At 35.1% G+C, this 26,555-nt stretch carries 25 protein-coding genes; 7 read left to right on the forward strand and 18 right to left on the reverse strand.

Going from position 1 to position 26,555, the window contains the following annotated elements; genetic code table 11:
* Positions 1 to 73: 73 nt before the first annotated feature.
* From SPD48_RS04065 to SPD48_RS04100, 8 genes are all read right to left on the reverse strand, one after another.
* On the reverse strand, positions 74 to 505 hold the full coding sequence (locus SPD48_RS04065; protein ID WP_336256780.1) for a BrxA/BrxB family bacilliredoxin: 432 nt from the start codon (positions 503 to 505) through the stop codon (positions 74 to 76).
* Between the two features lie 98 nt (positions 506 to 603).
* Positions 604 to 1,833, reverse strand: a complete 1,230-nt coding sequence (locus SPD48_RS04070; RefSeq protein WP_336256781.1) for a dihydrolipoamide acetyltransferase family protein — start codon at positions 1,831 to 1,833, stop codon at positions 604 to 606.
* 37 nt (positions 1,834 to 1,870) lie between these two features.
* Entirely contained in the window at positions 1,871 to 2,854 is a 984-nt protein-coding gene (locus tag SPD48_RS04075; protein WP_336256782.1) for an alpha-ketoacid dehydrogenase subunit beta, read from the reverse strand.
* 12 nt (positions 2,855 to 2,866) lie between these two features.
* Positions 2,867 to 3,859, reverse strand: coding sequence for a thiamine pyrophosphate-dependent dehydrogenase E1 component subunit alpha (locus SPD48_RS04080; RefSeq protein ID WP_336256783.1), 993 nt, complete (start codon positions 3,857 to 3,859; stop codon positions 2,867 to 2,869).
* Positions 3,860 to 3,871: 12 nt separating this feature from the next.
* Positions 3,872 to 5,296, reverse strand: a complete 1,425-nt coding sequence (lpdA, locus tag SPD48_RS04085) for a dihydrolipoyl dehydrogenase (RefSeq protein ID WP_336256784.1) — start codon at positions 5,294 to 5,296, stop codon at positions 3,872 to 3,874.
* A 13-nt stretch (positions 5,297 to 5,309) separates the two neighbouring features.
* Complete coding sequence (gene buk / locus SPD48_RS04090) at positions 5,310 to 6,398, reverse strand: butyrate kinase (protein ID WP_336256785.1); 1,089 nt, start codon at positions 6,396 to 6,398, stop codon at positions 5,310 to 5,312.
* 3 nt (positions 6,399 to 6,401) lie between these two features.
* The gene (locus tag SPD48_RS04095; RefSeq protein ID WP_336256786.1) at positions 6,402 to 7,490 is read right to left on the reverse strand and encodes a Glu/Leu/Phe/Val family dehydrogenase; all 1,089 of its coding nucleotides are present in this window, start codon (positions 7,488 to 7,490) and stop codon (positions 6,402 to 6,404) included.
* Between the two features lie 159 nt (positions 7,491 to 7,649).
* Positions 7,650 to 9,680 (reverse strand): sigma-54-dependent Fis family transcriptional regulator, encoded by a 2,031-nt coding sequence (locus SPD48_RS04100; protein WP_336256787.1) that lies wholly within the window; start codon positions 9,678 to 9,680, stop codon positions 7,650 to 7,652.
* 158 nt (positions 9,681 to 9,838) lie between these two features.
* Here SPD48_RS04100 and SPD48_RS04105 point away from each other — a divergent pair, with 158 nt between their 5' ends.
* A complete protein-coding gene (locus tag SPD48_RS04105) occupies positions 9,839 to 10,075 on the forward strand; it encodes a DUF2627 domain-containing protein (RefSeq protein WP_336256788.1) in 237 nt (78 codons plus the stop codon).
* Between the two features lie 68 nt (positions 10,076 to 10,143).
* Positions 10,144 to 11,490, forward strand: a complete 1,347-nt coding sequence (locus tag SPD48_RS04110) for an aspartate kinase (protein WP_336256789.1) — start codon at positions 10,144 to 10,146, stop codon at positions 11,488 to 11,490.
* Positions 11,491 to 12,049: 559 nt separating this feature from the next.
* Here the strand turns inward: SPD48_RS04110 and SPD48_RS04115 are convergent.
* From SPD48_RS04115 to SPD48_RS04145, 7 genes are all read right to left on the reverse strand, one after another.
* The gene (locus SPD48_RS04115; protein WP_336257011.1) at positions 12,050 to 13,009 is read right to left on the reverse strand and encodes an NAD(P)H-dependent flavin oxidoreductase; all 960 of its coding nucleotides are present in this window, start codon (positions 13,007 to 13,009) and stop codon (positions 12,050 to 12,052) included.
* 157 nt (positions 13,010 to 13,166) lie between these two features.
* A complete protein-coding gene (locus SPD48_RS04120) occupies positions 13,167 to 13,286 on the reverse strand; it encodes a GapA-binding peptide SR1P (RefSeq protein ID WP_336256790.1) in 120 nt (39 codons plus the stop codon).
* A gap of 534 nt (positions 13,287 to 13,820) precedes the next feature.
* Entirely contained in the window at positions 13,821 to 15,227 is a 1,407-nt protein-coding gene (gene lpdA / locus SPD48_RS04125) for a dihydrolipoyl dehydrogenase (protein ID WP_336256791.1), read from the reverse strand.
* Positions 15,228 to 15,230: 3 nt separating this feature from the next.
* The gene (locus tag SPD48_RS04130; RefSeq protein WP_336256792.1) at positions 15,231 to 16,514 is read right to left on the reverse strand and encodes a dihydrolipoamide acetyltransferase family protein; all 1,284 of its coding nucleotides are present in this window, start codon (positions 16,512 to 16,514) and stop codon (positions 15,231 to 15,233) included.
* Positions 16,515 to 16,535: 21 nt separating this feature from the next.
* On the reverse strand, positions 16,536 to 17,513 hold the full coding sequence (locus tag SPD48_RS04135; RefSeq protein ID WP_336256793.1) for an alpha-ketoacid dehydrogenase subunit beta: 978 nt from the start codon (positions 17,511 to 17,513) through the stop codon (positions 16,536 to 16,538).
* A gap of 1 nt (position 17,514) precedes the next feature.
* Entirely contained in the window at positions 17,515 to 18,558 is a 1,044-nt protein-coding gene (gene pdhA, locus SPD48_RS04140) for a pyruvate dehydrogenase (acetyl-transferring) E1 component subunit alpha (protein ID WP_336257012.1), read from the reverse strand.
* Positions 18,559 to 19,003: 445 nt separating this feature from the next.
* Positions 19,004 to 19,645 carry a YkyA family protein gene (locus tag SPD48_RS04145; RefSeq protein ID WP_336256794.1) on the reverse strand — a complete coding sequence of 214 codons (642 nt, stop codon included), beginning with the start codon at positions 19,643 to 19,645 and terminating at the stop codon, positions 19,004 to 19,006.
* A 163-nt stretch (positions 19,646 to 19,808) separates the two neighbouring features.
* Between SPD48_RS04145 and def the strand changes: the two genes are divergently transcribed.
* The 3 genes from def (at position 19,809) to rnjA (ending at position 22,653) form a co-directional block, all read left to right on the forward strand.
* A complete protein-coding gene (gene def / locus SPD48_RS04150; protein WP_336256795.1) occupies positions 19,809 to 20,357 on the forward strand; it encodes a peptide deformylase in 549 nt (182 codons plus the stop codon).
* 419 nt (positions 20,358 to 20,776) lie between these two features.
* Positions 20,777 to 20,983, forward strand: coding sequence for a DNA-dependent RNA polymerase subunit epsilon (locus SPD48_RS04155; protein WP_336256796.1), 207 nt, complete (start codon positions 20,777 to 20,779; stop codon positions 20,981 to 20,983).
* A 2-nt stretch (positions 20,984 to 20,985) separates the two neighbouring features.
* Positions 20,986 to 22,653: a ribonuclease J1 gene (gene rnjA / locus SPD48_RS04160; RefSeq protein WP_336256797.1), complete on the forward strand. Its 1,668-nt coding sequence runs from the start codon at positions 20,986 to 20,988 to the stop codon at positions 22,651 to 22,653.
* Positions 22,654 to 22,760: 107 nt separating this feature from the next.
* On the opposite strand, the gene SPD48_RS04165 is transcribed toward rnjA, so the two are convergent.
* Positions 22,761 to 23,426, reverse strand: a complete 666-nt coding sequence (locus SPD48_RS04165) for a potassium channel family protein (RefSeq protein WP_336256798.1) — start codon at positions 23,424 to 23,426, stop codon at positions 22,761 to 22,763.
* 179 nt (positions 23,427 to 23,605) lie between these two features.
* A complete protein-coding gene (gene cbpB / locus SPD48_RS04170; RefSeq protein WP_336256799.1) occupies positions 23,606 to 24,046 on the reverse strand; it encodes a cyclic-di-AMP-binding protein CbpB in 441 nt (146 codons plus the stop codon).
* Between the two features lie 234 nt (positions 24,047 to 24,280).
* Between cbpB and trhA the strand changes: the two genes are divergently transcribed.
* Positions 24,281 to 24,916 carry a PAQR family membrane homeostasis protein TrhA gene (gene trhA, locus SPD48_RS04175; protein WP_336256800.1) on the forward strand — a complete coding sequence of 212 codons (636 nt, stop codon included), beginning with the start codon at positions 24,281 to 24,283 and terminating at the stop codon, positions 24,914 to 24,916.
* A 30-nt stretch (positions 24,917 to 24,946) separates the two neighbouring features.
* A complete protein-coding gene (locus tag SPD48_RS04180) occupies positions 24,947 to 25,417 on the forward strand; it encodes a YkyB family protein (RefSeq protein ID WP_336256801.1) in 471 nt (156 codons plus the stop codon).
* 843 nt (positions 25,418 to 26,260) lie between these two features.
* Here the strand turns inward: SPD48_RS04180 and SPD48_RS04185 are convergent.
* Entirely contained in the window at positions 26,261 to 26,425 is a 165-nt protein-coding gene (locus SPD48_RS04185) for an aspartyl-phosphate phosphatase Spo0E family protein (protein WP_336256802.1), read from the reverse strand.
* Positions 26,426 to 26,555: the final 130 nt, after the last annotated feature.

Consider the following 26,555-nt stretch of genomic DNA (forward strand, 5'->3'; position numbering starts at 1 on the left):
TATTGGGAGTTTTGTAAAAATAAGACTGCTCAAAATAACTGAGTCAGTCTTATCATTATAGCAAAAACGATATTTATATTTCTTTACAATGTTCATCAAAAATTTGTTGTAATCGGCTGATTACTTCCATCGGAGATGAACCTTCTATATCATGTCGTTCAAGCATCGTAACAATTTTTCCATCTTCTAAAAAGGCAAACGATGGCGATGAAGGTGGATACCCTTCAAAATATGTTCGTGCTTTTTCTGTAGCTTCTCTATCTTGACCAGCGAATATAGTTACTAAATGGTCAGGACGTTTATCATAATGTATCGCATTAGCTGCTGCTGGTCTTGCAACTCCACCTGCACAACCACAAACAGAATTAATCATTACTAGTGTTGTTCCTTTTCGAGTTAACGCTTCATCTACTTGATCAGCTTCAGTTACTTCTTCATAACCAGCTTCTCGCATATCTTCTCGAGCAACATTAACTACATCTACCATAAAATCATTGAAACTCATTCTGATACATCTCCTTTATCAATCTAAACAATATCTAATACAAGTTTAACAACATTAATTTATAATATCAATTTATAGAGACTTGATCTACTCATATATTAGATGGTTATATTTTTCTCATTCATATTTTCTAATAATGATTTTATTCGTGCTAAAAATCTTCCACAAATTAATCCATCTAATACACGATGATCCAACGATAAAGAAAGATTGACGATATCCCGTGCTGCAAACATGTTATTAATAATAACTGGTCGTTTAACGATCGATTCTACTTGTAAAATTGCTGCTTGTGGATGATTAATAATTCCCATCGATGAAACAGATCCAAATGTACCTGTATTATTAACGGTAAACGTTCCCGCTTCCATATCAGATGGAGCCAAGTTATTCGAACGTGCTTTTTCTGCCAATTGATAAATATCTTTAGCTATTCCTTTAATGCTTTTCTCATCTGCGCCTTTGATTACTGGGACGAATAATTCATTCTCTTTAGCAACAGCAATAGATATATTGATATCATGTCTTTGGATTATTTTGTCTCCAGCCCAAGTACTATTTACTTCTGGAAATTCTTTTAATGCCCTAGCTACAGCATAAACAAAAAATGAAAAATAAGTTAAAGAATAACCTTCTCTTTGCTTAAATTCAGTTTTAATCTTATTTCGATAGGAAACTAAATCGGTAACATCTACTTCAACTTGCATCCATGCGTGAGGGATCTCTTGTTTTGAACGCGTCATATTTTCCGCGATTATTTTTCTAATACCAGTCACAGGTATTTCATTATCTTTACCACCAGCCGAATAGATTGCTGTTTGGTCTTCAGTTTCTTTTTCTTTAATAGGTGCCTTATCCATTTTCCCGGAATTAATATAAGCTTGAATGTCTTTCCTTGTAATTCTTCCACCGAGGCCTGTTCCGCTAATTGATTGTAAATCAATATTATGTTCGCCAGCTAATTTAACTACCGCTGGAGAATATCTGGAACGCATCGAAGTTTCATCTGATGTTTCAATTGGCCTTTCTTTAAGGTTCCCTGTCGAAGGTTGATTTTTTTGTTCAGCTTGTTCTGACTCTTGCTCATTTTCTGTTTCTATATAGCAAATAAGCTCTCCGACTGCGACTGTATCTCCCTCTTCACGCACAATTTCTTTTATTACTCCCGAGTAAGAGGAAGGTACTTCTGCATTCACCTTATCCGTCATGACTTCCGCTATGGGGTCATATTTGTTTACGGTATCCCCGACTTTCACAAGCCAACTATTTATTGTCCCTTCTGTAACACTTTCACCTAACTTAGGCATTGTAATCTTTTTAGTATCCAATTTACTTCCCTCCCTTACAATTTAACCAAACAATCGCTTAAAACAAAGCCAGCTCTCGTACCGCTTTTTCAATTTTATCTTCATCAATTAGGAAGGCTTTTTCAAGTGAGTGTGCGTAAGGCATTGCAGGTACATCTGGACCGGCAAGTCGTCGAATTGGTGCATCTAACTCAAATAAACAATGTTCTGCAATGATCGCTGCAACTTCTCCAATCACACTACCTTCTTTATTATCTTCTGTCACAAGTAACACTTTTCCTGTTTTACTAGCTGCTTCTATAATAGCCTCTTGGTCTAAAGGATAAACAGTTCTTAAATCAAGTATATGAACATCTATCCCTTCTTTAGCAAGCGTTTCGGCTGCTTGTTTAGCTAGATGAACACAAAGACCATATGTAATTACTGTGACATCAGTGCCTTCTCGTTTTACGCTAGCTTTACCGATTGGAACGATGTAATCCTCTTCCGGCACTTCTTCCTTTAATAATCGATATGCACGCTTATGCTCAAAGAATAAAACAGGGTCATTATCACGAATAGCTGCTTTTAGTAATCCTTTCGCATCATATGGGGAAGATGGCATCACTATTTTCAGTCCTGGTTGATTGTTAAACATCGCCTCAATAGATTGTGAATGATATAACGCTCCACTAATTCCCCCACCATATGGTGCTCGGATTGTAATTGGACAATTCCAATCATTATTTGAACGGTACCTGATTTTTGCAGCTTCCGACACTATTTGATTTACTGCTGGCAAAATAAAGTCGGCAAATTGGATTTCAGCAATTGGTCTCATACCATACATTGCTGCACCAATACTAACTCCAACAATAGCCGATTCTGCTAAAGGTGCATCAATAACACGTTCTTCGCCGTATTTCTGATATAACCCATCTGTTGCCCGGAAAACTCCCCCTTTACCCCCTACATCTTCTCCAACGATAAATACATTTTCATCTTTTTCAAGTTCTTCATTCATCGCAGCTGTTATCGCTTGAATGTATGAGATCTCAGCCATATTATCCCACCTCTACTTTTCATACACATAATCTAGTAATGTATCCGGACTTGCAAATGCTGCTTGCTCAGCATAGTCTGTTGCTTCATTAATTTCGTCGGCTATTTCGTTATTCATTTTTTCTTCTAATTCGTCAGTTAAGACTCCACACTGCTTTAAATAGGTGGAGAACAAACTAATACAATCATTTTTACGTGCTTCCTCTAACTCTTCATTCGTCCGATAGGTTCGGTCATTATCGTCACTGGAATGTGCTGTCAATCTTACTGTAACAGCTTCAATTAAAGAAGGCCCTTCATTGTTTGCCGCTCTTTCTCGAGCATCTTTAACTGCTTTATACACATCTAAGGGATCATTCCCATTTACTACGATCCCAGGCATCCCATATGATTGTGCTCGCACAGCAATGTTTTCACTTGCCACTTGCTTTTCATATGGAACAGAAATTGCTAGTTTATTATTTTGGACAAGCGTTATTACAGGTAATTTATGGACTCCGGCAAAATTAAGCCCTTCGTGAAAATCACCTTGGTTAGTTGAACCGTCTCCTAACGTAGTGAATGTTACAAAATCTTCATTTTTTAATTTGGCTGCAAGAGCAAAGCCCACTGCATGTGGCAATTGTGTCGTAACAGGAGAAGAACCGGTAATAATTCGATTTTTCTTATCTCCAAAATGGCCCGGCATCTGTCTGCCTCCTGAGTTTGGATCTTCCGCTTTTGCAAAACCTGATAACATTAAATCTTTTGTTGTCATACCGAAGTGCAAGACAACACCCATATCTCTGTAATATGGTGCCACATAATCTTTTTCTACATTTAATGCAAAAGCTGCCCCAACCTGTGCCGCTTCTTGACCTTGACATGAAATAACAAATGGAATTTTTCCTGCACGATTTAACAACCACATTCTCTCATCAATTTTTCTAGCAAGAAGCATGGTTCTATACATATTAATGACATCTTTATCCGTAAGCCCTAAAGAAGAGTGTCTATTTTCTCCCATTTTCCTCTCCCCTTATCCATGAATTTGTACATGATCAACTGCTAAAGCAGATTCCAAAAACACTTCCGATAATGTTGGATGCGGATGAACTGTTTTAGAAATTTCCCAAGCAGTTGCATCTAATACTTTCGCCAGGCTTGCTTCCGATATTAAATCAGTTACATGTGACCCGACCATATGAACACCTAAAATATCTTCAGTCTGTTGATCAACGATTATTTTTGTAAAACCAATTGGTTCCCCATAAACATGTGCCTTTCCAATACCCTGGAATGGAAAGGTTCCTACTTTTATGTCATAGCCTGCATCTTTAGCCTGTTGTTCAGTCAGCCCAACCTTCCCAACTTCTGGAAAAGAATAGATACAAGCCGGAATTTGAAGTGGATTAAGTGGGTCTGGGCTTTTCCCTGCCATATGTTCTACAGCTATAATTCCTTCGGCAGAGGCCACATGAGCTAACTGCATCCCACCAATACAATCCCCTATCGCATAAATATGAGATTCTTTCGTTTGATACATTTCATTCGTTTGAATCACATTATTTTTAATTTGGATGGATGTGTTCGTTAGTCCTATCTCTGAAATATTTGCTTCTCTTCCAATAGAAACTAATAATTTATCCACTTCAATATTTTGCTGTTTACCTTGTGTGTTAACGGATAGTCGTATTGTTGAATCGTTTATTTCAATTGTGTCAGATTCAACTGCCGTATCAGTTAGAATAGTAACTCCACGACTTTCTAAAGCCTTTAACACTTCCTGTTGAACGGCTAGATCTTCTCCTGCTAATATAGTTTTATTATTTTCAATGACTGTTACCTCAACACCTAAGTCCTGTAACATGGAGGCCCATTCAATCCCTATAACGCCTCCACCAATTATTAGTATGGAGCTTGGTAGCTCTGTTAATTGAAGTGCATGATCCGAATTTAAAATATGCTCTCCATCAAAAGGCATACCCGGAAAAGGTCTTGGAGTTGAGCCGGTAGCAATTAAAACAAATTTAGGAATCAGCATCGTATTATCCTGGCCATTTTTATATTCGACAGAAATTGTTCCAGGCATAGGAGAAAAAATACTTGGTCCTAATATTCTCCCATAGCCTTGATAAACATCAATTCCATTCTTTTTCATTAAAGATTGTACTCCTTGATAAAGCGTATTAACTATTTTATCTTTTCTTTCCTGAGCTTTTGGAAAAATTAATTGGAGGTTATTTACTTCAATTCCGTATGTTAACGCATCTTGCATTTGCCGATACATTTCTGCCGTTCTTAATAATGATTTAGATGGTATACAACCATGATGGAGACAAGTTCCACCTAATTTTTCTGCCTCCACAACGGCTACTTTCATTCCAAGTTGAGACGCACGTATAGCTGCTACATATCCACCAGTGCCCCCACCTAGAATGACAAGATCATATTCTTTCGACACGAAGACTCCTCCCTTATTCGGTCTTTTTTCTATAACTTTTTGGTGTTTCCTCTTGTTTCAGAACTCGCAATGTTCCAGCATTTAAGGCTTGTAAATCATATTCACCTGGATAAATAAATACATCCGCAATCCAGTTAATTCTTTCTGTAATGAACTCTGTTAGAAGGTCACTATTAGAAATTTCACCCGTTAGTACTACACCGTGTACTTTTCCAGCTAAAACTACAGCCATAGCACCTATCTCTTTAGCAATTTGGTAAGCCATTGCTTCGAAAATTTCCTTCGCATATAGATCATTACTTTTTATTCTATTTTCAATTTCTGTAATATCTTCTGTATGTAAATAGGCCTTTAAGCCGCCTTTATACGTAATTTTATTAATTACATCTTCTTCTCTGTAATCCCCAGAAAAACATAGGGAAATTAATGCTTCAGATGGAATGGTTCCTGCTCTTTCTAAAGAAAATGGTCCATCTCCGTGCAAGCCATTATTCACATCAATAACCTTTCCTTCTTGATGTGCACCAATCGTAATTCCGTGTCCTATATGTGCAACAATTAAATTGGCCTGTTCATAGGTAAGGTTTAGTTCTTTAGCTGCTTGACGTGCAACTGCTTTTTGGTTCAATGCATGAAAAATGCTTTTCCTCTCTATTCCTGGTAAACCAGAAATTTTCGCAAGTTCACTAAGTTCATCAACTACAGGAGGGTCAACAATATAGGCAGGTATATTTAACCCCTTGGCAATTTCAAATGCTAATATACCACCTAAGTTAGAAGCATGCTTGCCGTTGTAACTGCTCCTTAAATCAGTAAGCACATCATTTGATACAATATATGTGCCTCCTTCAATTGCTCGTAATAATCCTCCATTTGCTGAAACAGCATCTAATTTAGACATATTAATTCCAGCTTCGTTTAAAGCACGTAATAACTGTGTCTTTCTCACTGTTACTTCATTATCTATTTCAGCTAAATCACTATTAAAAATAGAGTGGTGCTGAACTCTCTGTTTAAAAATACACCTTTCATCATGAAAAACACTTATATTAGTTGTAGTTGATTTCGGATTAATGACCAAGATGCGATGCTGTCTGTACATAAATTATCTTCCTCGTAAAATATGTTTATTGTTCGGTAGGAATTGTCTATTTGAAGATCGAATAGCTTGAATCCTTTCCTCTGCTAAATGATCAGCCGCAACTGATGTAGATATATTTTTTTCTTTAGAGATTTGAAAAACTTTTTGTAAAATAGTGTAAATAGATTCAACCTTCTTCATTACTCTTTCTCGATCATATCCTTGAAGTTCATCAGCTACATTGATGACACCACCAGAGTTGATAACATAATCTGGCGCATACACTATTCCTTTTTCAAATAATAATTCTCCATGTCGGCTTTCCGCTAATTGATTATTTGCACTTCCTGCAACTACTTTTGCCTTTAACTGTTCTATTGTTTGATCATTAATGGTACCGCCAAGTGCACAAGGAGAGTAAATGTCACATTCAACCCCATATATACTATCTGGATCTACAAATTGTGCATTAAATTCATTAACAGCTCGATTTACTGCCTCTTCATTAATATCTGTGACGATTAAATTGGCGCCTTCTTCATGTAAATATTTACATAAATTATAAGCGACATGACCTACCCCTTGAACAGCGATTGTTCTACCATGTAAACTATTGGAACCAAAAGCTTCTTCAGCTGCCGCTTTCATCCCGTAATATATTCCTAATGCTGTCACTGGTGACGGATCTCCTACTCCACCACTTGATGTTCCCGTTACAAAATCTGTTTCTAAATAGATTGTATCCATATCTTCTTCTGTCGTACCTACATCCTCAGCGGTAATATATCGACCGTTCAGACTTTCGACATAACGACCAAATGCACGGAATAATGCTTCATTCTTATCCGACTTTGGATCCCCGATAATCACTGCCTTACCGCCGCCCAGGTTTAATCCGGCAGCAGCATTTTTATAAGTCATCCCTCTAGCAAGTCGTAAAACATCTCTCATTGCTTCTTCTTCGCTAGAATAATTCCACATTCTCGTTCCACCAAGAGCTGGACCTAAAGTTGTGTCATGAATTGCAATGATTGCTTTTAATCCTGATTCCTTATCATAACAATATACAATTTGCTCATAGTCATGTTCTTCAATTAATTCAAATGTCTTCATTTTTACCACTCCTTTTACAGTCCTTTACTAATATTTAATGCAATTTTCATGCCAATTACATAAACAAATGAAATTAAGGATTTCGCTAACTGTTCCTTGCAATTTCTTGCAGGTTTTGAATAGTTTTGCATGATAGTACTAGCAAAACATAGTCCGTAATTATTCCAAACCATATTTTTCAATTTTATAATATAAATTTCGGACAGAAATATTTAGCTTCTTTGCCGTTTTAGTCTTATTAAAATTATTTTCTTTATAAATATGATAAATAAAGTCTTTTTCGTATTGTTCCATTGCATCTTGTAACGATTGATCAGAAGCCTCTCTAGCAACAGACGTGTTTTCTTTAGGTTTTACATCCTGCAATTCAGGTAGATGATGATAATTAATAACTTCCTCGGTCGTATCCATAAAAATAACAGCTCGACTAATGACATTTTCTAATTCTCTTATATTTCCTGGCCAATCATAGTGACGAAGCTTTTCTAGGGCAGTATCTGTAATCGTTTTTACATTCCTGCCATATAATTGATTAACCTTCATAATCATATGATGAACTAAATATGGTAAGTCACTCATCCGCTCCTTTAATGCAGGTATATAAATAGGCAAGCGATTTAAACGGTAATATAAATCTTCTCTAAACGTTTTATTTGTAATAGCTTTTTCTAAATTAACATTCGTTGCTGTAATAATCCTTATATTTAATGGTATTGGCGTCGTACCACCAACTCGGACTACTTCATTTTCCTGTAATACTCGTAGAAGTTTTGCTTGCATGGATAAGGATAATTCCCCAATTTCATCTAAAAAAATACTTCCATTATTCGCTTCTTCAAAAAGACCTTTCTTACCACCGGATTTTGCACCGGTAAAGGCTCCTTCTTCATATCCGAATAATTCACTTTCCAACACTGATTCAGCGAGCGCCGCACAATTTACCCGAATAAACTTATTAAATTTCCTGTCACTCTCATTATGAATAGCATGGGCGAACAATTCTTTTCCCGTTCCAGAATCACCTCTTAACAAAACTGTTGCAGGTGTTTTCGCCCCTATTTTAGCTTGTTCAATTGCAATCATCATTTCTGAAGACGAGCCAATAATATCATCAAACGTATAAGTCGCTTCTAAGTTTCTAATAATTTGCTTCGCCTTTTTTAATTCTGACGTTAATTCTTGGATCTCTGATATATCGTGAATAACAGCGACACTACCTTTTAATTTACCAGCAACAATAATCGGCGCCACATTTACAATCACTTCTTTTTTAGAAGGACCGACTTTCATTTTTGCTCCCCGAACTGGTCTTCTAGTTTGCAATACTTGTAAATGCATGCTCTCGCCTTCAGAAATATCGACTGTGGCTGGTTGTCCAATTACTTCCTTTTCCGTTAATCCTGTTATCCTCGTATATGCTGGATTAATGATCAACCCATTCCCATTTTCATCAACGACACTTATCGCTTCATCTGAAGAATGAATAATTGCCTCTAACATTGTTTTTATTTCCTTTAAATCTGTGTTTTCTTCCGCTAACCGGATTACTTCGTTGCTATCTTTAAAAATAGCAAAAGCTCCTACTAAATGGTTACTGTCATTGATTAAAGGGACTCTTGTAGTTATAATCTGCTTACCATTTTCCAAATCCAGCTTTTGATTAACTTCTTTATGTTGACTTCTCAGTATATTCGGAAGTCTAGTCTTTTTAATAATCTGCTTAATTGGGCGCCCAAAAGAATTCTTCTTATCGACATTGATGATTGTACAGGCAGCATCATTAATAAATTGTATTCTTTCCAAATTATTAACAACAATTAATCCATCACGAATATTATTTAAAATTAATTCTAAGTTGCTTATTTGAAGACTCCACTCATTCACAAAAGGCAATAACATTTGTAAGACATTTTTAGGAATAATGATGGTAGATGATTGAATATGATTCCGTAGCTGGAGAATAGTTTCCTTTTTTCCTGTTGTTTCTAAAATAAAATCACTATCTTTTACCATCCATTCCTCAACTCTTGGCGAAATAAACAACTGTAAGGAATCAATAAATTCTGATTCTAGTTCTTTTTCTTCTCCCTCACCTACTATTGCAATAACTTTCATATTGGGAAAACCTTTAATTATCTTTAAATAATCGTAAGCAACTTTAGTCGCACCAATTACTAAAACACGTTTCATATACTCACCGCCATGAAAAAACTTGCACATTATTTCTTTTAATATTACGTTAACGTGAAATTTTTAGCAAGCTACATCATTTAACTTTTTCACTTTTCTTTAAAATTAAGTGTGACGTTGCTATACTTATACTATTCATGTAGAAAAAGGGGAATAAAATGGTTCGTATATTAGCAGTAATAGTTATTTTTTTACCTGGGATTATCGGAGCTTTTGGCATTAAATTAATGAGGGATGCTCTTTTTTCCGAAGTATATCCGATCTTAGTTCATGAAGGAATTCAATTTTTCTTAGGTCTTATCATGTTTATTGGTGGATTAGCATTTATTGGAGGTTTTATTTATCATCGTGATAAAAAACGTCAATTAGTTAAAGAACGTTCAAAAAAATCATAAAATATCGTTCATTTTATGATAAAATAGGGTAATAAATTTTGAGGTAATAATGTGGAGGGGAAATTCGAATGAAAGTAGCAAAATTTGGTGGAAGCTCCCTTGCTGACGCCAATCAATTTAAAAAAGTAGCAAATATAATAAAAGATGATCAGAATAGAAAATTTATCGTCGTGTCTGCACCAGGCAAAAGACATGATCACGATTTTAAAATAACCGATTTATTAATCCAGCTTGGCCAAGCATATTTAACGAATGATAAGTATAAATCTTATTACATAACTATTATGGATCGTTTTAGTAAAATAATTAATGAATTGAATGTTTCGGAAGATTTAATAAATGAAATTGATATGAAATTAAAATCAATTATGGAAAGTGATTTAACGGATGAGCATATGCTTAATTGCTTTAAAGCAATCGGGGAAGATAGCTCGGCTAAAATTTTAAGTGCCTATCTACAAACCCTTGGAATTAATGCGAAATATGTTAATCCTAAAGATGCTGGTATCATTGTAAAAAATGATATAAACGGCGCGCAAATACTTCCAGAGAGTTTTAACACGATTTACGAATTACGAAATGAAGATGGCATTAGTGTTATTCCAGGTTTTTTTGGATATACAAAAGACGGTACACTTGCTACCTTCTCTCGTGGAGGCTCCGACATTACAGGTGCAATTATTGCTGCTGGTGTCCAAGCGGAATTATATGAAAACTTTACTGACGTTGATTCAGTGTATTCTGTAAATCCAACGATTATAAACAATCCAAAAGAAATAAAAGTCTTAACTTATCGTGAAATGCGAGAACTATCGTATGCAGGTTTTTCCGTCTTTCATGATGAAGCATTAATACCTGCAGTTAAAGAGCAAATCCCAGTCTGTATTAAAAATACAAACAATCCGTCAGCACCTGGAACAATGATTGTTGCTAACAAAGAAGCGAATGGCAAATGTGTCGTAGGTATTGCAAGTGACACTGGGTTTGTAAGCATTTATATTAGTAAGTTTTTAATGAACAGGGAACTTGGATTTGGTCGTAAGCTGTTTCAAATTTTAGAAGAAGAAGAAGTTTCATTTGAGCATGCTCCATCTGGAATTGATGATATGTCAATAATTATCCGCGAATCTCAATTGCCAGAAAATAAAGAAAAAATTATAGTCGAACGATTCGAAAATGAGTTAGAAGCAGATACAGTGACAGTTCATCGTAATTTGGCTTTAATCATGATTGTTGGAGAGGGTATGAAAGAAACGATTGGGATGGCAAAAACCGCCACAGCTGCCCTAGGAGAGGCAAAAGTTAATATTGAAATGATTAACCAAGGCTCTTCTGAAGTATCAATGATGTTTGGTATAAAAGCAAACGGTTTACATCGAGCTATAAAATCGCTATATTATGCGTTTTTTGAATGAAAGTAAAGAGACTTAGTCATGAAGTGAGCTGCTCCTGTCAACTTGACAGTGGGCAGCTCTATTTAGTTTACTCAATTACAATTTTTTCTTTTTATTCTCCCTATCACTGTTTCTGGGAGACACGTTCCGCAACTAACGTAAACGCCTTCATTAAAGTATCACTCCAAACACATAAATTAGCTTTTGACCGTAGCAATACAACTTCAAAGTAGCAGTAGATTAAAATATTCAACTCTGTCTGCGAGGAATTACAAACGAAGTTAGATTTATGTGAGCTAACTTCGCTCACGGGATAAACCTTTTGTCACTCCTTACATAAAGTTACTACAGGAATTATCGAATTTGTAAGACCACACGATCGTTCGACCCATCGTGAACATATTCTGTCCTCTAGGGTGAAAGCACATCCTCTTATAGGCGTTGATTAAAAATCTTTACGCTGAATAAAAGTGTGCTACAGACCAAGGAAGTGGCCTCTTTTAGCTGACCAGGAGTATACATATATTCCCTAAGTTTAATTTCGATCATTCGTTTGCTGGTTTTAATTATTTTCTAATTTTCATTTGCCCCATTTCATTCTGACGGATTCCGCTTCCTTGATAATCGACTGAATAAGTTCTTCTACAGTTGGAATGTCATTAATCCTTGCCGCTCCTTGACCGGCCCAACCAAACCCTTCTTCTTTTACCCCATCATGAATATAGCGCTTATTAGCTTCGCCGCTTATGTAATTTTTCAATCCCTCATATCCAACTTGTTGTTTTTCGAGATCTAAGATTTTTTCAGGCCAGCTTCCTTTCAATGCTCGAGCAGGAACTCCTAAAGTCCGTTTTATGACAACGGTCGCTTCTTCATCTGCGTCTAAAATTTCCTGCTTATATGCATTATGAGCATGAATACACTCTTGCGTTGCAATAAATCTTGTTCCCATTTCTATTCCGTCTGCTCCCAGAGCAAACGCCGCCATCAAACCTCTACCATCCACGATACCACCTGATGCTAATACTGGAATAGATACATGATCGACAACTTGAGGGGTCAACACGAGTGTCCCTGTATCACTTCGACCAATATGTCCTCCACCTTCCTGTCCTACTACCATCACAGCATCTGCTCCAAGTTCCTCAGCCTTTTCAGCTTGCCTTCTGGCTGCAACGAGAACTAATTTTTTTATGTTGTGACCGCTTACCATATCGAGTACGCCTTTTGGATTTCCTCCTGTAACAGAGATTGCAGGAACTTTTTCGTCAACAGCAACTTGAACCATTTCCTCATAAGGTCGCCTTCCTGCACCAATAGCAAAATTCACACCAAATGGTTTGTCCGTCATTTTTCTTACTTTTTTAATTTCCGCACGTAACTCTTCTGGTCCGGGTAAGCTCATTGCGGTAATTTGACCAAGTCCCCCAGCATTAGATACCGCTGCAGCAAGATCAGCATATGCCAAATGAGCTAAACCACCTTGAACAATTGGATAAGTAACATTAAATACATCTGTAAATTTGGTATTCCAATTCATCATATGTACTTCCCCCCAAATGATTGATTAACTTTTATCTTATCATCTAACTCCATTATAAAGCCAACAAGTTAGTTTCACATATTAAATACATTTACATTCTTTTATTGAATGTAAAAAAAGAGTTATGCTTCATTAAAGCATAACTCTTTTTAGGTTATTCGGTTTTTTCGTTTTTAGTATTACAATTTGGACAAGTACTATATAATTTCGTCACTTTTTCTTCTTCATAATAGTTAATAACTTCTTGGCATTGTTGACAAATGATAATTCCCACTTAAGCCAACTCCTCTAATTAATTATTTAATATGTTCACTCTTTTACTGTTAAGTACATTATAGTATAGCACAATAGAGAAATCAAGACTTAAATAGTATAACACATTAATTTTTTATATGTCATTATTACAGACCTCGGCAAATCTAAGTCAACTCAATTATCATGATAGAAGGAAAATACCTTCTATCATGATTTTAATACTCTGTGCCTGCCTTAAAAAACATCTGACATTCAGTAAAAACCATATATTCAAAACCGAGACGATATAAATCACGCGACAAAAATTATCGGGATTTTTTATGCTACCTATTTAACTTTGTAGAAACTTATCTAGAATTAAGTAAAAATGGATGAGAAATTAAGGAGATTTTATAGTTAAAGATTCCAATCGCCTATTCAGATTTACATATTTTTTCATGAATCATCAAGTTAAGAGCTTGCGAGTATTATATATACCAAATATAAACAAACGTAAAAAACGCTCAGATTAAAATATAATCTGAGCGTTTTACTATCAAATTGGTAAAGACTATTACAGCATATGAATTGGAGTTCCAAGTGCTACTTCTGCAGCCTCCATTGTAATTTCGCCTAATGTTGGGTGAGCATGTACAGTAAGTGCAATATCTTCAGCAGTCATACCTGCTTCAATTGCTAAACCAATCTCAGCGATCATATCAGAAGCATTTGCACCGACGATTTGTCCGCCAATTACTAGTCCGTCTTCTTCGCGTGTAATTAGTTTTAAGAACCCGTCACTGTCATTAAGTGATAATGCACGGCCGTTAGCTGCAAATGGGAATTTAGAAGCTTTAACTTTAATTCCTTCCTCTTTTGCCTCTTGTTCTGTGTAGCCAACAGATGCCATTTCAGGATCTGAGAATACTACTGCCGGCATTCCAATATAGTCAATTTCAGACTTTTGTCCACTAATTGCTTCAGCAGCCACTTTTCCTTCATAAGATGCTTTATGTGCTAATGGAAGACCCGGAACAATATCTCCAATCGCATAAATATTTTCTATATTAGTACGGCATTGTTTATCAATTTTAATAAGTCCTCTATCATCTACTTCAATACCTACTTGTTCAAGGCCAATTTCACGAGTATTCGGGCGACGTCCAACAGTAACAAGCACATAGTCTGCCTCTACTGTCTTTTCTTCTCCACCAGCCTCAAATGTTACTTTTACACCGCTATCGGATTCATCGACACCTTTAGCCATTGCATTTGTTACAATTTCAACATCTTTTTTCTTAAGACGTTTTTTAACAATAGAAGTCATTTGTTTTTCGAAACCACCTAGGATTTCTTTTTCACCTTCAATAATTGTTACTTTTGTACCAAAATTAGCATAGGCTGAACCAAGCTCAGTTCCAATATATCCGCCGCCAATTACAACTAAACTTTCAGGGATTTCTTTTAAATTTAGCCCGCCAGTTGAGTCTAGTACTCGGTCAGAAAAAGGAAAGCTCGGAATTTCAATTGGTGTCGAACCAGTTGCAATAATACAGTTATTAAATGTATATGTCTGTGACTGTTTATCGTCCATAACTTTTACATGGTTTTTGTCAACAAAGTATACTTCCCCTTTTACAATGTCAACTTTATTTCCTTTTAATAGTGATTCTACTCCTGATGTTAATCGGTTTACAACGTTTCCTTTCCATTCTTGCACTTTAGAAAAATCAACGGATACATTCTCAGTAGTAATCCCTAAATCTGCATTACCTTTTGCTGCTTCTGTTAAGTGACCAGCTTGAATCAATGCTTTAGAAGGAATACATCCAACGTTTAAACATGTTCCTCCTAAATCGCTCTTATCTACAATTGTTACTTTTTGTCCTAACTGGGCAGCACGGATTGCAGCAACATATCCCCCTGGTCCAGCTCCAACGACAAGCGTATCAACTTCAATTGGAAAATCTCCTACTACCATACCTTACGCCTCCATCATGATTAATTGTGGATCATTTAATAGTCTTTTGATTTGATTTAGTGCATGCTGTCCAGTAGCACCGTCAACGATACGATGGTCAAAACTGAGTGATAATGCAAGCACTGGTGCAACAACCACTTCTCCATTACGAACAACGGCTTTCTCTGCAATCCTACCAATACCTAAAATGACCGCTTCCGGATAATTTAGTACTGGTGTAAACCACTGTCCACCTGCAGATCCAATATTTGTAATGGTGTTCGAAGCACCTTTCATCTCCTCAGCTGTTAGTTTACCACTACGAGCCTTCTCTGCCAACTCATTTATATCTTTAGAGATTTCAAATAAAGATTTACGATCAGCATCTTTAACTACAGGTACAAGTAACCCTTTATCAGTATCCGCTGCAATCCCGATATTATAGTAATGCTTATAAACAATTTCTTCCGTTTCATCATCTACAGCAGCATTTAATATCGGATATTTTTTCGAAGCAGAAATTAGTGCTTTCACTACATATGGTAAAAATGTCAGCTTAATATCTTGCTCAGCCGCCACCTCTTTAAATCGTTTGCGATGTGCTACTAATTCTGTTACATCCACTTCATCCATTAATGTAACATGAGGAGCTTTTGTTTTCGAGTTAACCATCGCTTTAGCAATTGCCTTTCTGATTCCGCTCATTTTCTCACGTGTCTCATAATAGTCACCGCTACGCACAACAGCCGGTTGCTCTTTTGTGTCGCTTGCTTCTGGATTTTCTGATGACACTGTTACATCAGCAGCTTTTGCTGTATCTCCTGATAAATACGTATCGATATCCTCTTTAAGTACACGGCCATTTTTCCCGCTTCCAGTAACTTCTTGAATGACTACATCTTTTTCACGCGCGTATTTACGAACCGAAGGCATTGCAATTACTCGTTTATCTGACTTCGTGTTTTCTTGCTTTGTTTGTTGGGATGTTGTTTCCTCTTTAGTCTCTTCTTTAGCAGGCTCTTTCTCTTCTTGTACTTGAGAATCTACTGATTCATCCTCAGATTCATATCCCTCTGCGTCGATACTGATGAGAGGATCTCCAACGATTGCAACTTCCCCTTCTGCTACTTTAATGCTTAAAACAGTTCCTTCAACTGGAGAAGGTATTTCAACAACTGCTTTATCATTTTGAACTTCACATAAAGGATCATCTTCTTTAATTTCTTCGCCTTCTTTTACAAACCACTTAACTATCTCGCCTTCATGAATACCTTCACCTATATCTGGTAATTTAAATTCAAAAGCCATCTGATTAACCTCCTATCTCGTTTAAAAGTTCATTACTTCTCCGACTTTTTTCAAAATTTCTTGATGATCTGGTAACCAAGCATCTTCAACTGCTGCAAAAGGATATACTGTATCTGGAGCTGTCACACGTAAAACAGGAGCTTCTAGATGCAAAATAGCTCGCTCTTGAATTTCAGCCACTACATTTGCTGCTATACCTGCTTGACGTTGAGCTTCTTGTACAACAACTGCACGATTTGTTTTCTCAACTGATTTAATAATAGTTGGGATATCGATAGGCGATACGGTACGTAAGTCAATTACTTCAGCATCAATACCATCTTTCTCTAATTCGGTGGCTGCTTTTAAACAAGCATGAACCATTGCACCATAAGTAATTAGAGTAACATCTTTTCCTTCACGTTTTACATCTGCTTTACCTATTTCAATTGTATATTCCTCTTCAGGGACTTCCCCTCTAAATGAACGATACAGTTTCATATGTTCTAAAAAGATAACTGGATCATTATCTCGAATTGCAGAAATTAAAAGTCCCTTAGCATCATATGGAGTTGAAGGAATGACTACTTTTAATCCTGGCTGCTGTGCGACAAGACCTTCGAGTGAGTCTGCATGGAGTTCTGGTGTTTGCACTCCTCCACCAAACGGAGAACGAACCGTTATTGGAGAAGAAAACGTATTACCTGTACGATAGCGCATACGTGCCATTTGACCATTAATAGAATCCATTACTTCATATAAAAATCCAAAAAACTGAATCTCTGGAACTGGTCGAAACCCTTGTAATGCTAGTCCGATTGCTAATCCCCCAATCGCTGACTCCGCCAGTGGTGTATCAAAGACACGGTCTTCACCAAAATCTTTTTGTAATCCTTCTGTTGCTCGGAAAACTCCACCATTTCTACCTACGTCTTCGCCGAATACTAGCACATTTTTATCTTTCTTCAATTCATTGTGCATTGCATCAGTTATCGCTTGAATCATTGTCATTTGTGCCATTTTACTTCGACTCCTTTTCTCTGTATTCCTGCATTTGCTCTTCAAGATTATGAGGTAAATTTTCGTACATATTCTCCATAAGCTCTGTTACTTTTTGTTTTGGATATGCATCTGCTTTTTTAATCGCTTCTTTTATTTCCTCTTTTGCACGTTCAATAACTTCGTTTTCTTGATCTTCAGACCATAAATTTTTGTTTTCTAAATAAGTTCTGAAACGTACAAGCGGATCTCTTTGCTCCCACTCTGAATCTAAATCTTTTGTACGATATCTCGTTGGATCATCTCCAGCCATTGTATGTGGTCCATAACGATATGTTATTGTTTCAATCAAAGTAGGACCTTCTCCATTAATCGCGCGTTTACGTGCATGCTCCGTTGCTGCATAAACTGCCAACGGATCCATTCCATCTATTTGGAATCCTTCAATTCCAGCGGAAACCGCTTTTTGGGCAAGTGTCTTTGCTTTTGTTTGAAGTTCTACCGGGACAGAAATAGCAAAAAAGTTGTTTTGTATAAAGAAAATAGCTGGAGCATTATAGGCTCCCGCAAAGTTAATTCCCTCGTAGAAATCTCCTTGCGAAGTACCTCCATCACCTGTATACGTAACGGCAACAGACTTGTTCCCTCTCAATTTCATTCCTAACGCTACACCTGCCGCTTGAACGTATTGAGCACCAATAATAATTTGTGGGCTGAGCGCATTTACCCCTTCAGGCATTTGGTTTCCATGAAAATGGCCTTTAGAGAAAAGAAATGCTTGGTACAGCGGTAAGCCATGCCAAATCAGCTGTGGAACATCACGATATCCCGGTAAAATAAAATCTTCTTTTTCTAATGCAAATTGACTAGCAATTTGCGAAGCTTCCTGACCTGCAGTCGGTGCGTAAAAACCAAGTCTTCCTTGTCTATTTAATGCAATGGAGCGCTGATCTAATACTCTCGTGTAAACCATTCTGGTCATTAATTCTTGTAATTCTTCATCCGAGAGATTAGGTACATACTCTTCATTAACAATTTCCCCATGTTCGTTTAGCACTTGAAACATTTCAAATTTATTTTCTATCTCTTCTAGATTATGTTTCAATTCAGTCACCTCTTCCTTTCCTTCATATCTAATAATGTATTCTTTACTATTTTTATAAAACTATCATTCCGTGATGCTTCTAACCATTATGAAAGCCTTTTATTAAAACTGTTATAATAAAAATATATTTCATAATAGTACAATGTTACATAAATCTAGTTTAGCTTATCGACTCTGTTAGGTCAACGTTTTTAACTGGTTTTATTATGTTTCTTATTAAAATTATCTAGATTTATAACTGTTGTATTACTGCTCCATCTAATCTGTTGTAGTAATAATACCAAACTGTATTAGTATATGCTCTACTTATTCCTCTGTATTAGCACACATGATTATTTTCTCATTCTTTTTAAATATACCCATAAAAAAGAGAGTTAAATCTTATCCATTTAACTCTCATATACCTTTATTTTTCATTATTCATCTCATAATATTCTTGTTTTAAACTATTATAAAGTGCAGTTTCATTATTAAATAATTCATTTGCTTTAAAAACCTCATCATAACTGTTATTTACATTTTCCAAGACTGAGTATACATCTCTTTCATTAAATTTGTCTTCATTAAATATCGAATAAAGTTCTTTTGTCATTCGAATTGATTCTGAATATTGCTCGTAAACTTTTTCATATGCTTCATATCGATTTATCATTGTTTCGTACATTTTTTCCATCTGAAGTTTTTGATCTTTATCGCTTATTTTTTCTAATAATGGTTCAATTTGTTCAAATGCCTCACGCGACTCTTCCATGCTTGTCCTTTCTAATTTTACATATTCAAGTCGTTCATCCAATAATTCTATCGCTTGTTCAGATAATTCTTTAGCTTCATCCATTTCATCTGAGGCAAGCTCCATAATTTTTTTATAAATCTCTTCATCTTTTTGTTCTAGCTCATACACTTTTTCTTGATTTGCTTGAAATTCTTGTTCGATCTCAACTGTTTCCTCTAAATATTTATGTATTTCATCCGTTACATCTCCTTTGCCACAGGCAGAAAGAATAACTAGAAACAGAATAAGTAACGATATATGAATTAATTTGTTCAATAGTAATGTCCCCCTTCCATCACTAAATTATATAACATATTTATCATACACTTAGACGAAATTATTTTACAGTAGCAATTGTATGAATGTCCTATCAAAAATATGTTAAAATATAATCTAAAGTGATGAGAACAATAAAGATAGATATAAGGAGTACGAATAAATGTTACTAATGAAAGATATTGTAAGAGACGGACATCCTGCTTTAAGGAATAAATCAATTGAAGTTGATTTACCGCCATCTGAAGAAGATGTTTATTTATTAAATCAAATGATGGCCTTTATTAAAAACAGTCAAGACGAAGAAATTGCAAATCAGTATAAATTGCGTTCTGGTGTCGGTTTAGCCGCGCCACAACTTGGAATAAATAAGCAGTTAGTAGTTATTCATTTTAGACACAATGATAAACTTTACAGTTATCATCTGATCAATCCGAAGATTATCAGTCATTCTGTTGAAAAAGCTTTTTTAAGTGGTGGAGAAGGTTGTCTATCAGTCGACGAACCAATTGAAGGTTTGGTCGTCCGTAATGCACGGGTAACTGTGAGAGCATTCGATATAAATGGAAATCCACTTAAACTTAGATTTAAAGGCTATCCTGCAATTGTAATTCAACATGAAATTGATCATCTAAATGGAATTATGTTTTACGATTATATTAACAAACAAAACCCTTACCATATACCAGATCAAGCTGTAGAAATTGAATAATTTTTCTTTTAAAATAACCTTTTAATTAAAAGGTTATTTTTTATCTTTACTAAAAGGTATATTACTACACTAAACAAGTAAAAATACTGTTAGTAAAACTAATCAACAAAGAAAATTGTTAAAAATAATTGATATTTATTCCATTAAAATAGAAATCATATTATAATAAGATTAACAGGGATTGGATCGGTTAAAGTTTTTATCTTGCTTTTCTTAATTAGAAAGGAGATGCATGGGTGATGTTTAAGCGCCTAAAAGAAAAGCTAAAGAGAAAATGGAAAGAGTTTTTGAGACAAGGACGTGTACCGACTACTGATAAATAGAACTACTTTTAAGGACAACGAGTAATAATTTAAACATGAAAAAACACGGAAGAAAAATGGTTATTTTTATATCGAATATACATTAGGAGAGATAGAATGATTTTTAAAGTTTTATATCAAGACTCTGATGTTGCTCTAACGCGTGAAGGGACAAAAAGCCTTTACGTTGAAGCAGAATCAGAGCGAGACGTGCGAAAAAAATTATCCAATCGTAATATTAACATCGAATATATCCAGCAGTTAAAAGAATTGCATTTTGAGTATGAAAAAAAATCTGAACACTTTAGAATTGAGAGTGTCTGATCATGAAATTTGTAAAAAATGATCAAACTGCCGTTTTTGCACTTGGCGGCTTAGACGAAATCGGGAAAAACATGTATTGTGTACAATTTCAAGATGAAATCATCGTGATCGATGCAGGAATTAAATTCCCAGAAGATGAACTACTTGGAATTGATTATGTAATACCTGATTACACATACTTAGTGCAAAATAAAGATAAAATTCAAGGACTCATTATCACGCATGGTCATGAAGATCATATTGGTGGTATCCCCTATTTACTGCGTGAAATAAATGTACCTATTTATGCTGGAAAACTTGCGATTGGACTTATACGAAATAAATTAGAAGAACATGGATTATTAAGAAACGCAAAACTAAACACAATTCAAGAAGACGATATTATAAAATTCCGTAAAACTTCCGTAAGCTTCTTTCATGTTACCCACAGTATTCCTGATGCATTCGGTGTTGTAGTAAAAACACCTGCAGGGAATATTGTCCAGACTGGAGACTTCAAATTTGATTTTACCCCAGTCGGAGAACCCGCTAACCTGGCCAAAATGGCACAAATTGGTGAAGAAGGCGTGCTTTGCTTATTATCAGATAGCACAAACAGTGAGGTTCCAGGATTTACGATGTCTGAACAAGTAGTTAAAGAAAATATTAACGATATTTTCAGTAGAGTTGATGAGCGATTAATTTTTGCTACCTTTGCTTCGAATATTTACCGATTACAACAAGTAGTGGATGCCGCTGTTACACATAATCGAAAAGTAGCGATTTTCGGAAGAAGCATGGAATCCGCTATTGAAATCGGACGAGAATTAGGCTATATTGAAGCGCCAAAAGGTACGTTCATTGATACAAATCAAATTAATCGTTTTCCATCTAACGAAATTGCGATCCTTTGTACCGGTTCCCAAGGAGAACCTATGGCAGCTCTTTCCCGAATTGCTAACGGAACCCATCGACAAATACAAATTACACCTGGTGATACGGTTGTCTTTTCTTCCTCACCAATCCCTGGAAATAATGTAAGTGTCAGCCGTATTATTAACCAGTTAATGCGAGCAGGAGCAAAAGTAATTCACGGACCACTAAGTAATATTCACACTTCAGGTCATGGAAGTCAGGACGAACAAAAGTTAATGCTTCGTTTAATGAAACCGAAGTTTTTCATGCCTATACATGGTGAATATAGTATGTTAAATGAACATACAAAACTCGCAATTGCTTGCGGTGTAGAAGAAAAAAATACGTTCATTTTAGACAATGGAGATGTACTTGCTTTAAGCAAGGATCGAGCAAGCGTTGCTGGAAAAATTCCTTCCGGCTCTGTCTATGTAGATGGTAGCGGAATTGGAGATATTGGCAATATTGTGCTCCGTGATCGACGCATCTTATCAGAAGAAGGACTAGTCATCGTTGTAGTAAGTATTAATATGAAAAACTTTGAAATAGCGGCAGGTCCAGATATCATTTCACGTGGTTTTGTCTATATGAGGGAATCCGAGGACCTGATTAATGAAGCCCAAAAACTTGTTGCAGATCATTTAAATAAGATTATGAGCAGAAAGACAAGCAAATGGTCAGAAATTAAAAATGAGATCATCGATACGATTGCTCCATTGCTATATGAAAAAACAAAACGTAGACCAATGATCCTTCCAATTATCATGGAAGTATAAAACAAAAAACCAGCATATTTGCTGGTTTTTTATTGTTTATTATTAGATAGTACTCTCCCCTACCTTACTGTAAGGAAATGTTTATTACCCATAAATCATTAACTTAATTATCCATCAATAACAAGCTGCCTCTCAAACCTAGAAATATCTTTATCTGCTCCGATAACGATTAAAATGTCTCCTTCTTGAATGTTATAGTCAGCTTGTGGGGAAACATTCATTTGCTTTCCACGTTTAATTGCAACAACGTTACAACCAAATTTTGCCCTAATATCTAACTCTATTAATGTTTTACCTAACATTTTTCTTCCTGCAATTACTTCAACCATACTATGATCCTCTGAGAGCTCTAAATAATCTAATATATTGCTTGATATTAAGCTATGCGCTAATCGCCTACCCATATCACGCTCGGGATGAACAACATGATGTGCACCGATCTTATTTAATATTTTTTCATGGTAATCATTTTGCGCCTTGACAGTAATCTTTTTAATGCCTAAATCTGCTAATATAACTGTTGTCAAAATACTTGCCTGGATATTATCACCAATTGCAACAATCACATGGTCAATATTTTTGATTCCTAGATCTTTTAAAGCATGCTCATCTGTAGAATCAGCTATAACTGCATGAGAGGCAATATTTTTATACTCATTTATTTTTTGCTCATTCTTATCAATAGCTAGGACTTTCATCCCTTCCATACTTAATTCCTCACATATACTGCCACCAAATCTGCCTAAACCAATTACTGCAAACTCTCGTTTCATTCATGCTTCCTCCGTAACCTTTTCCTTAACGCTAATAATGCTTTCTCTTACAGGAAATATAATGGTAATTGTAAATATTAATAAGTATTGGAATCAATATGTACATGGACAAAGAATTCCAAACAATCAATATAAGACTCTTCAAGTTACCAGTTTAAGATTCAACTGTATTATCTTATTTAACGTCTGTAATACTCTCGTTTTAAGACTTTTAATATTGCTCTTCTAGTAAGTATTCCGTCAAAAAATCCTTCTTCATCAACTACGCAAACAAATGGTGCATCAATTACTGCCTTTAAGCCGTCAATAAAACTTGCATTCTTTTGAATGCTTTCAAGATCATTTTTCATTACTTCATGTACCTTAAGTTCCGATAATTTTTCAACTTCAAAACGTTCAATTCCAAGAATTTGGTCTAATATAACTGTCTTGCTAATAGAACCAGCTAATTTATATGAAGAATCCAAGACAGGTACTGCAAAATAGCCCGATTTTACTAATACGAGCAATGCGTGTTCGAGCGGGTTATTTAACTGAACATGCGCTACTTTTTCAGACGGTATCATTAAATCCTTTACCGTTAAATTTTTTAATTGATTATCCTCTTGTGTCATACTCATATTCAAGCAACTCCTCTTTAATTTATTCCTTTTTCATGTAAAGCCTTACATTTGGTGTGGAGTTCAATAGATAAAAATTGTAATTGGCATTATGAACCTTCTATTATATTTTACCATAGATAGGGTATAAGTAACATGTTGGATGAGCTAATAAAATAAAAAAAAATTCTTTCCTTCCGACATTTTTATCTGTACAATACATATATATGTCAATTAAAAAGGACGGATGTTTGTATGCAAGTTCATATTTTCACGAAAAAAGAAGAAATTGCCCATGCCATTACACACGGTGTCGGTGCCGTTTTAAGTATTTTTGGTTTAATTTTACTTATCGTGTTTGCATCTTTGACTGGAGACCCTTCACTCATAGTTTCAGTTACAACTTTCGGAGTTACGATGCTGCTCATGTATGTCTCTTCAACACTCGTTCACAGTTTACCTAAAGGAAAATGGAAAAATGCTTTTTTAATCATTGACCATGCATCAATCTATGTATTTATTGCAGGAACATATACTCCATTTTTATTAGTAATTTTAAGTGGCAAAATCGGTTGGACATTATTTGCGGTCATATGGGGAATTGCAGTAACAGGTGTCATTTTAAAAATTTTCTTTGTAAAAAAATTTGTTATTCTTTCCACTTTAGTTTATATTTTGATGGGATGGTTAATTGTTATTGTTTGGAATCCACTGACCGAGGCCTTACATCAAAATGGTCTGACCTTACTCGTTATTGGAGGTATCATATACACGTTGGGCGCATTGTTTTATATATGGAAACGGATTCCCTACCATCATGTTATCTGGCATTTATTTGTTCTTGGAGGATCTATATGCCACTTCTTTGCCATATTATTGTATGTAATATAAACAAAATTTTTTAAGAAATGAGGATTAAGATTGAATAATAAACTTGAGGTTTCAGAAATTGCTGAGGCAATTTACACCGTCAACAGGCATGCAAAGACAGCACCTGAACCGCAACATTTATATATGATTAAAAAGAAAGCAATTGATCAATTATTAGAAGAAAATAAAGCTGAAAAAATCGGTTTACATTTCTCTAATAATCCTAGGCTCAGTAATCAGCATTCAACACTCCTAGTAAAAGTTGCTAATTACTACTTTCATGTGCCTCCATCTAAAGATGATTTCAAAAAATTAAAACATCTAGGATCTTTAGACAATGACTTTCGCAATCCCAAAACTAAGATGTCTTTATCATATGCAAAAAAAATTATCTATCAGTATATAAATTGGAAATCACCAAAAGAAATAAATCAAAAAAGAGTTCCCTCTTACTATACCCCTTCTTCACTCGGAAAGATGGAGTGGCCGCCTACAAAAAAATTTTATATTTACTATGAATGATAATGATTGATAAAATCGTTGAATTGATTCTTTCCCTACTCTTCTAAATTCCCCAATCTTAATTAAGCTGTTTTTAGAATTATTAAGACCGGGAATTTTCTTTCAACGATTTTTACGTAAATAGAGTTGTTTTCACATATTTATATAACATGAAAATGGATAAAAAGACTCCATAGAGAATAACGGATTGAAGTGCTAATTGAAAAATAGTATAGTTTACATATAATTGCGAGATCACCGCCGTTGTTGTAAGAAATAATAAGCTATTTAACAGAAATGTTAGCACATACAGATATTTCTTTGAACTTAATATTCTCATCACAAGCTTAATAAAACTACTAAAAATAATTAAGGATAATAAAAAAAACAAGACAATGAAATACTCTTTTTTAAATCCTAATACTTCTAATTGGGTAAAATTTATATAATCTAATAGGTGATTATTCATCTAAATAAGTCCTTTCTAGCAGTTGATATACAATCAGTGTATACATAGATAATTGATCATATACATAGTAGAAAAGGAATGAATGCATTGAAACGTCCTTTAATTTTTATATTAAAAGGGACTTTTTTGGTGGGGAGTCATTTCATTACTGTTAAAAAACTATATACATTCCGATTTATACTTGGGGACTTTACCATACAGAGGCCTCTTAAATCGAAATATTTGAACTATCTTTTATTTAACAGACGATTAGTATAGGAGCAATCGTATCTTTAAACTTATACTCAAACTATGAAGAAGATTTTTTACTCGGGGTGATAAGTATATAAGACTTTAGTTCCATTTATTTAAATTAAAAAAGTTGATCCTGAATGAATCAACTTTAAAATTCGTTTTTAGTTTCCGCGACGTTTTATATCTGAATATGCATTTAACAAATTGTCCAATTGTTGACTGACTTGAACAGTTTCAGTGTTTGTAAATCCTTTATTATAAGCACATTTTGCAAGTTTATTACGAAGATCTTCTATTTTTTGTAATGTTACTTTCTCGTAATTCATGGTATTAATTTTTTTCCCCTCTCGATAAAAGAAATTAAAAACGTTAACGTATACTGTATACTAAAAGTATAATTGTTTTGGTAATAAATGCAAACATTTTAGTTAAAATTAACTATTTTTCAAATTTTGT

This window comes from Pseudogracilibacillus sp. SE30717A (assembly GCF_037071985.1).
In the GTDB taxonomy this organism is placed as follows: Bacteria; Bacillota; Bacilli; order Bacillales; family Amphibacillaceae; genus Pseudogracilibacillus.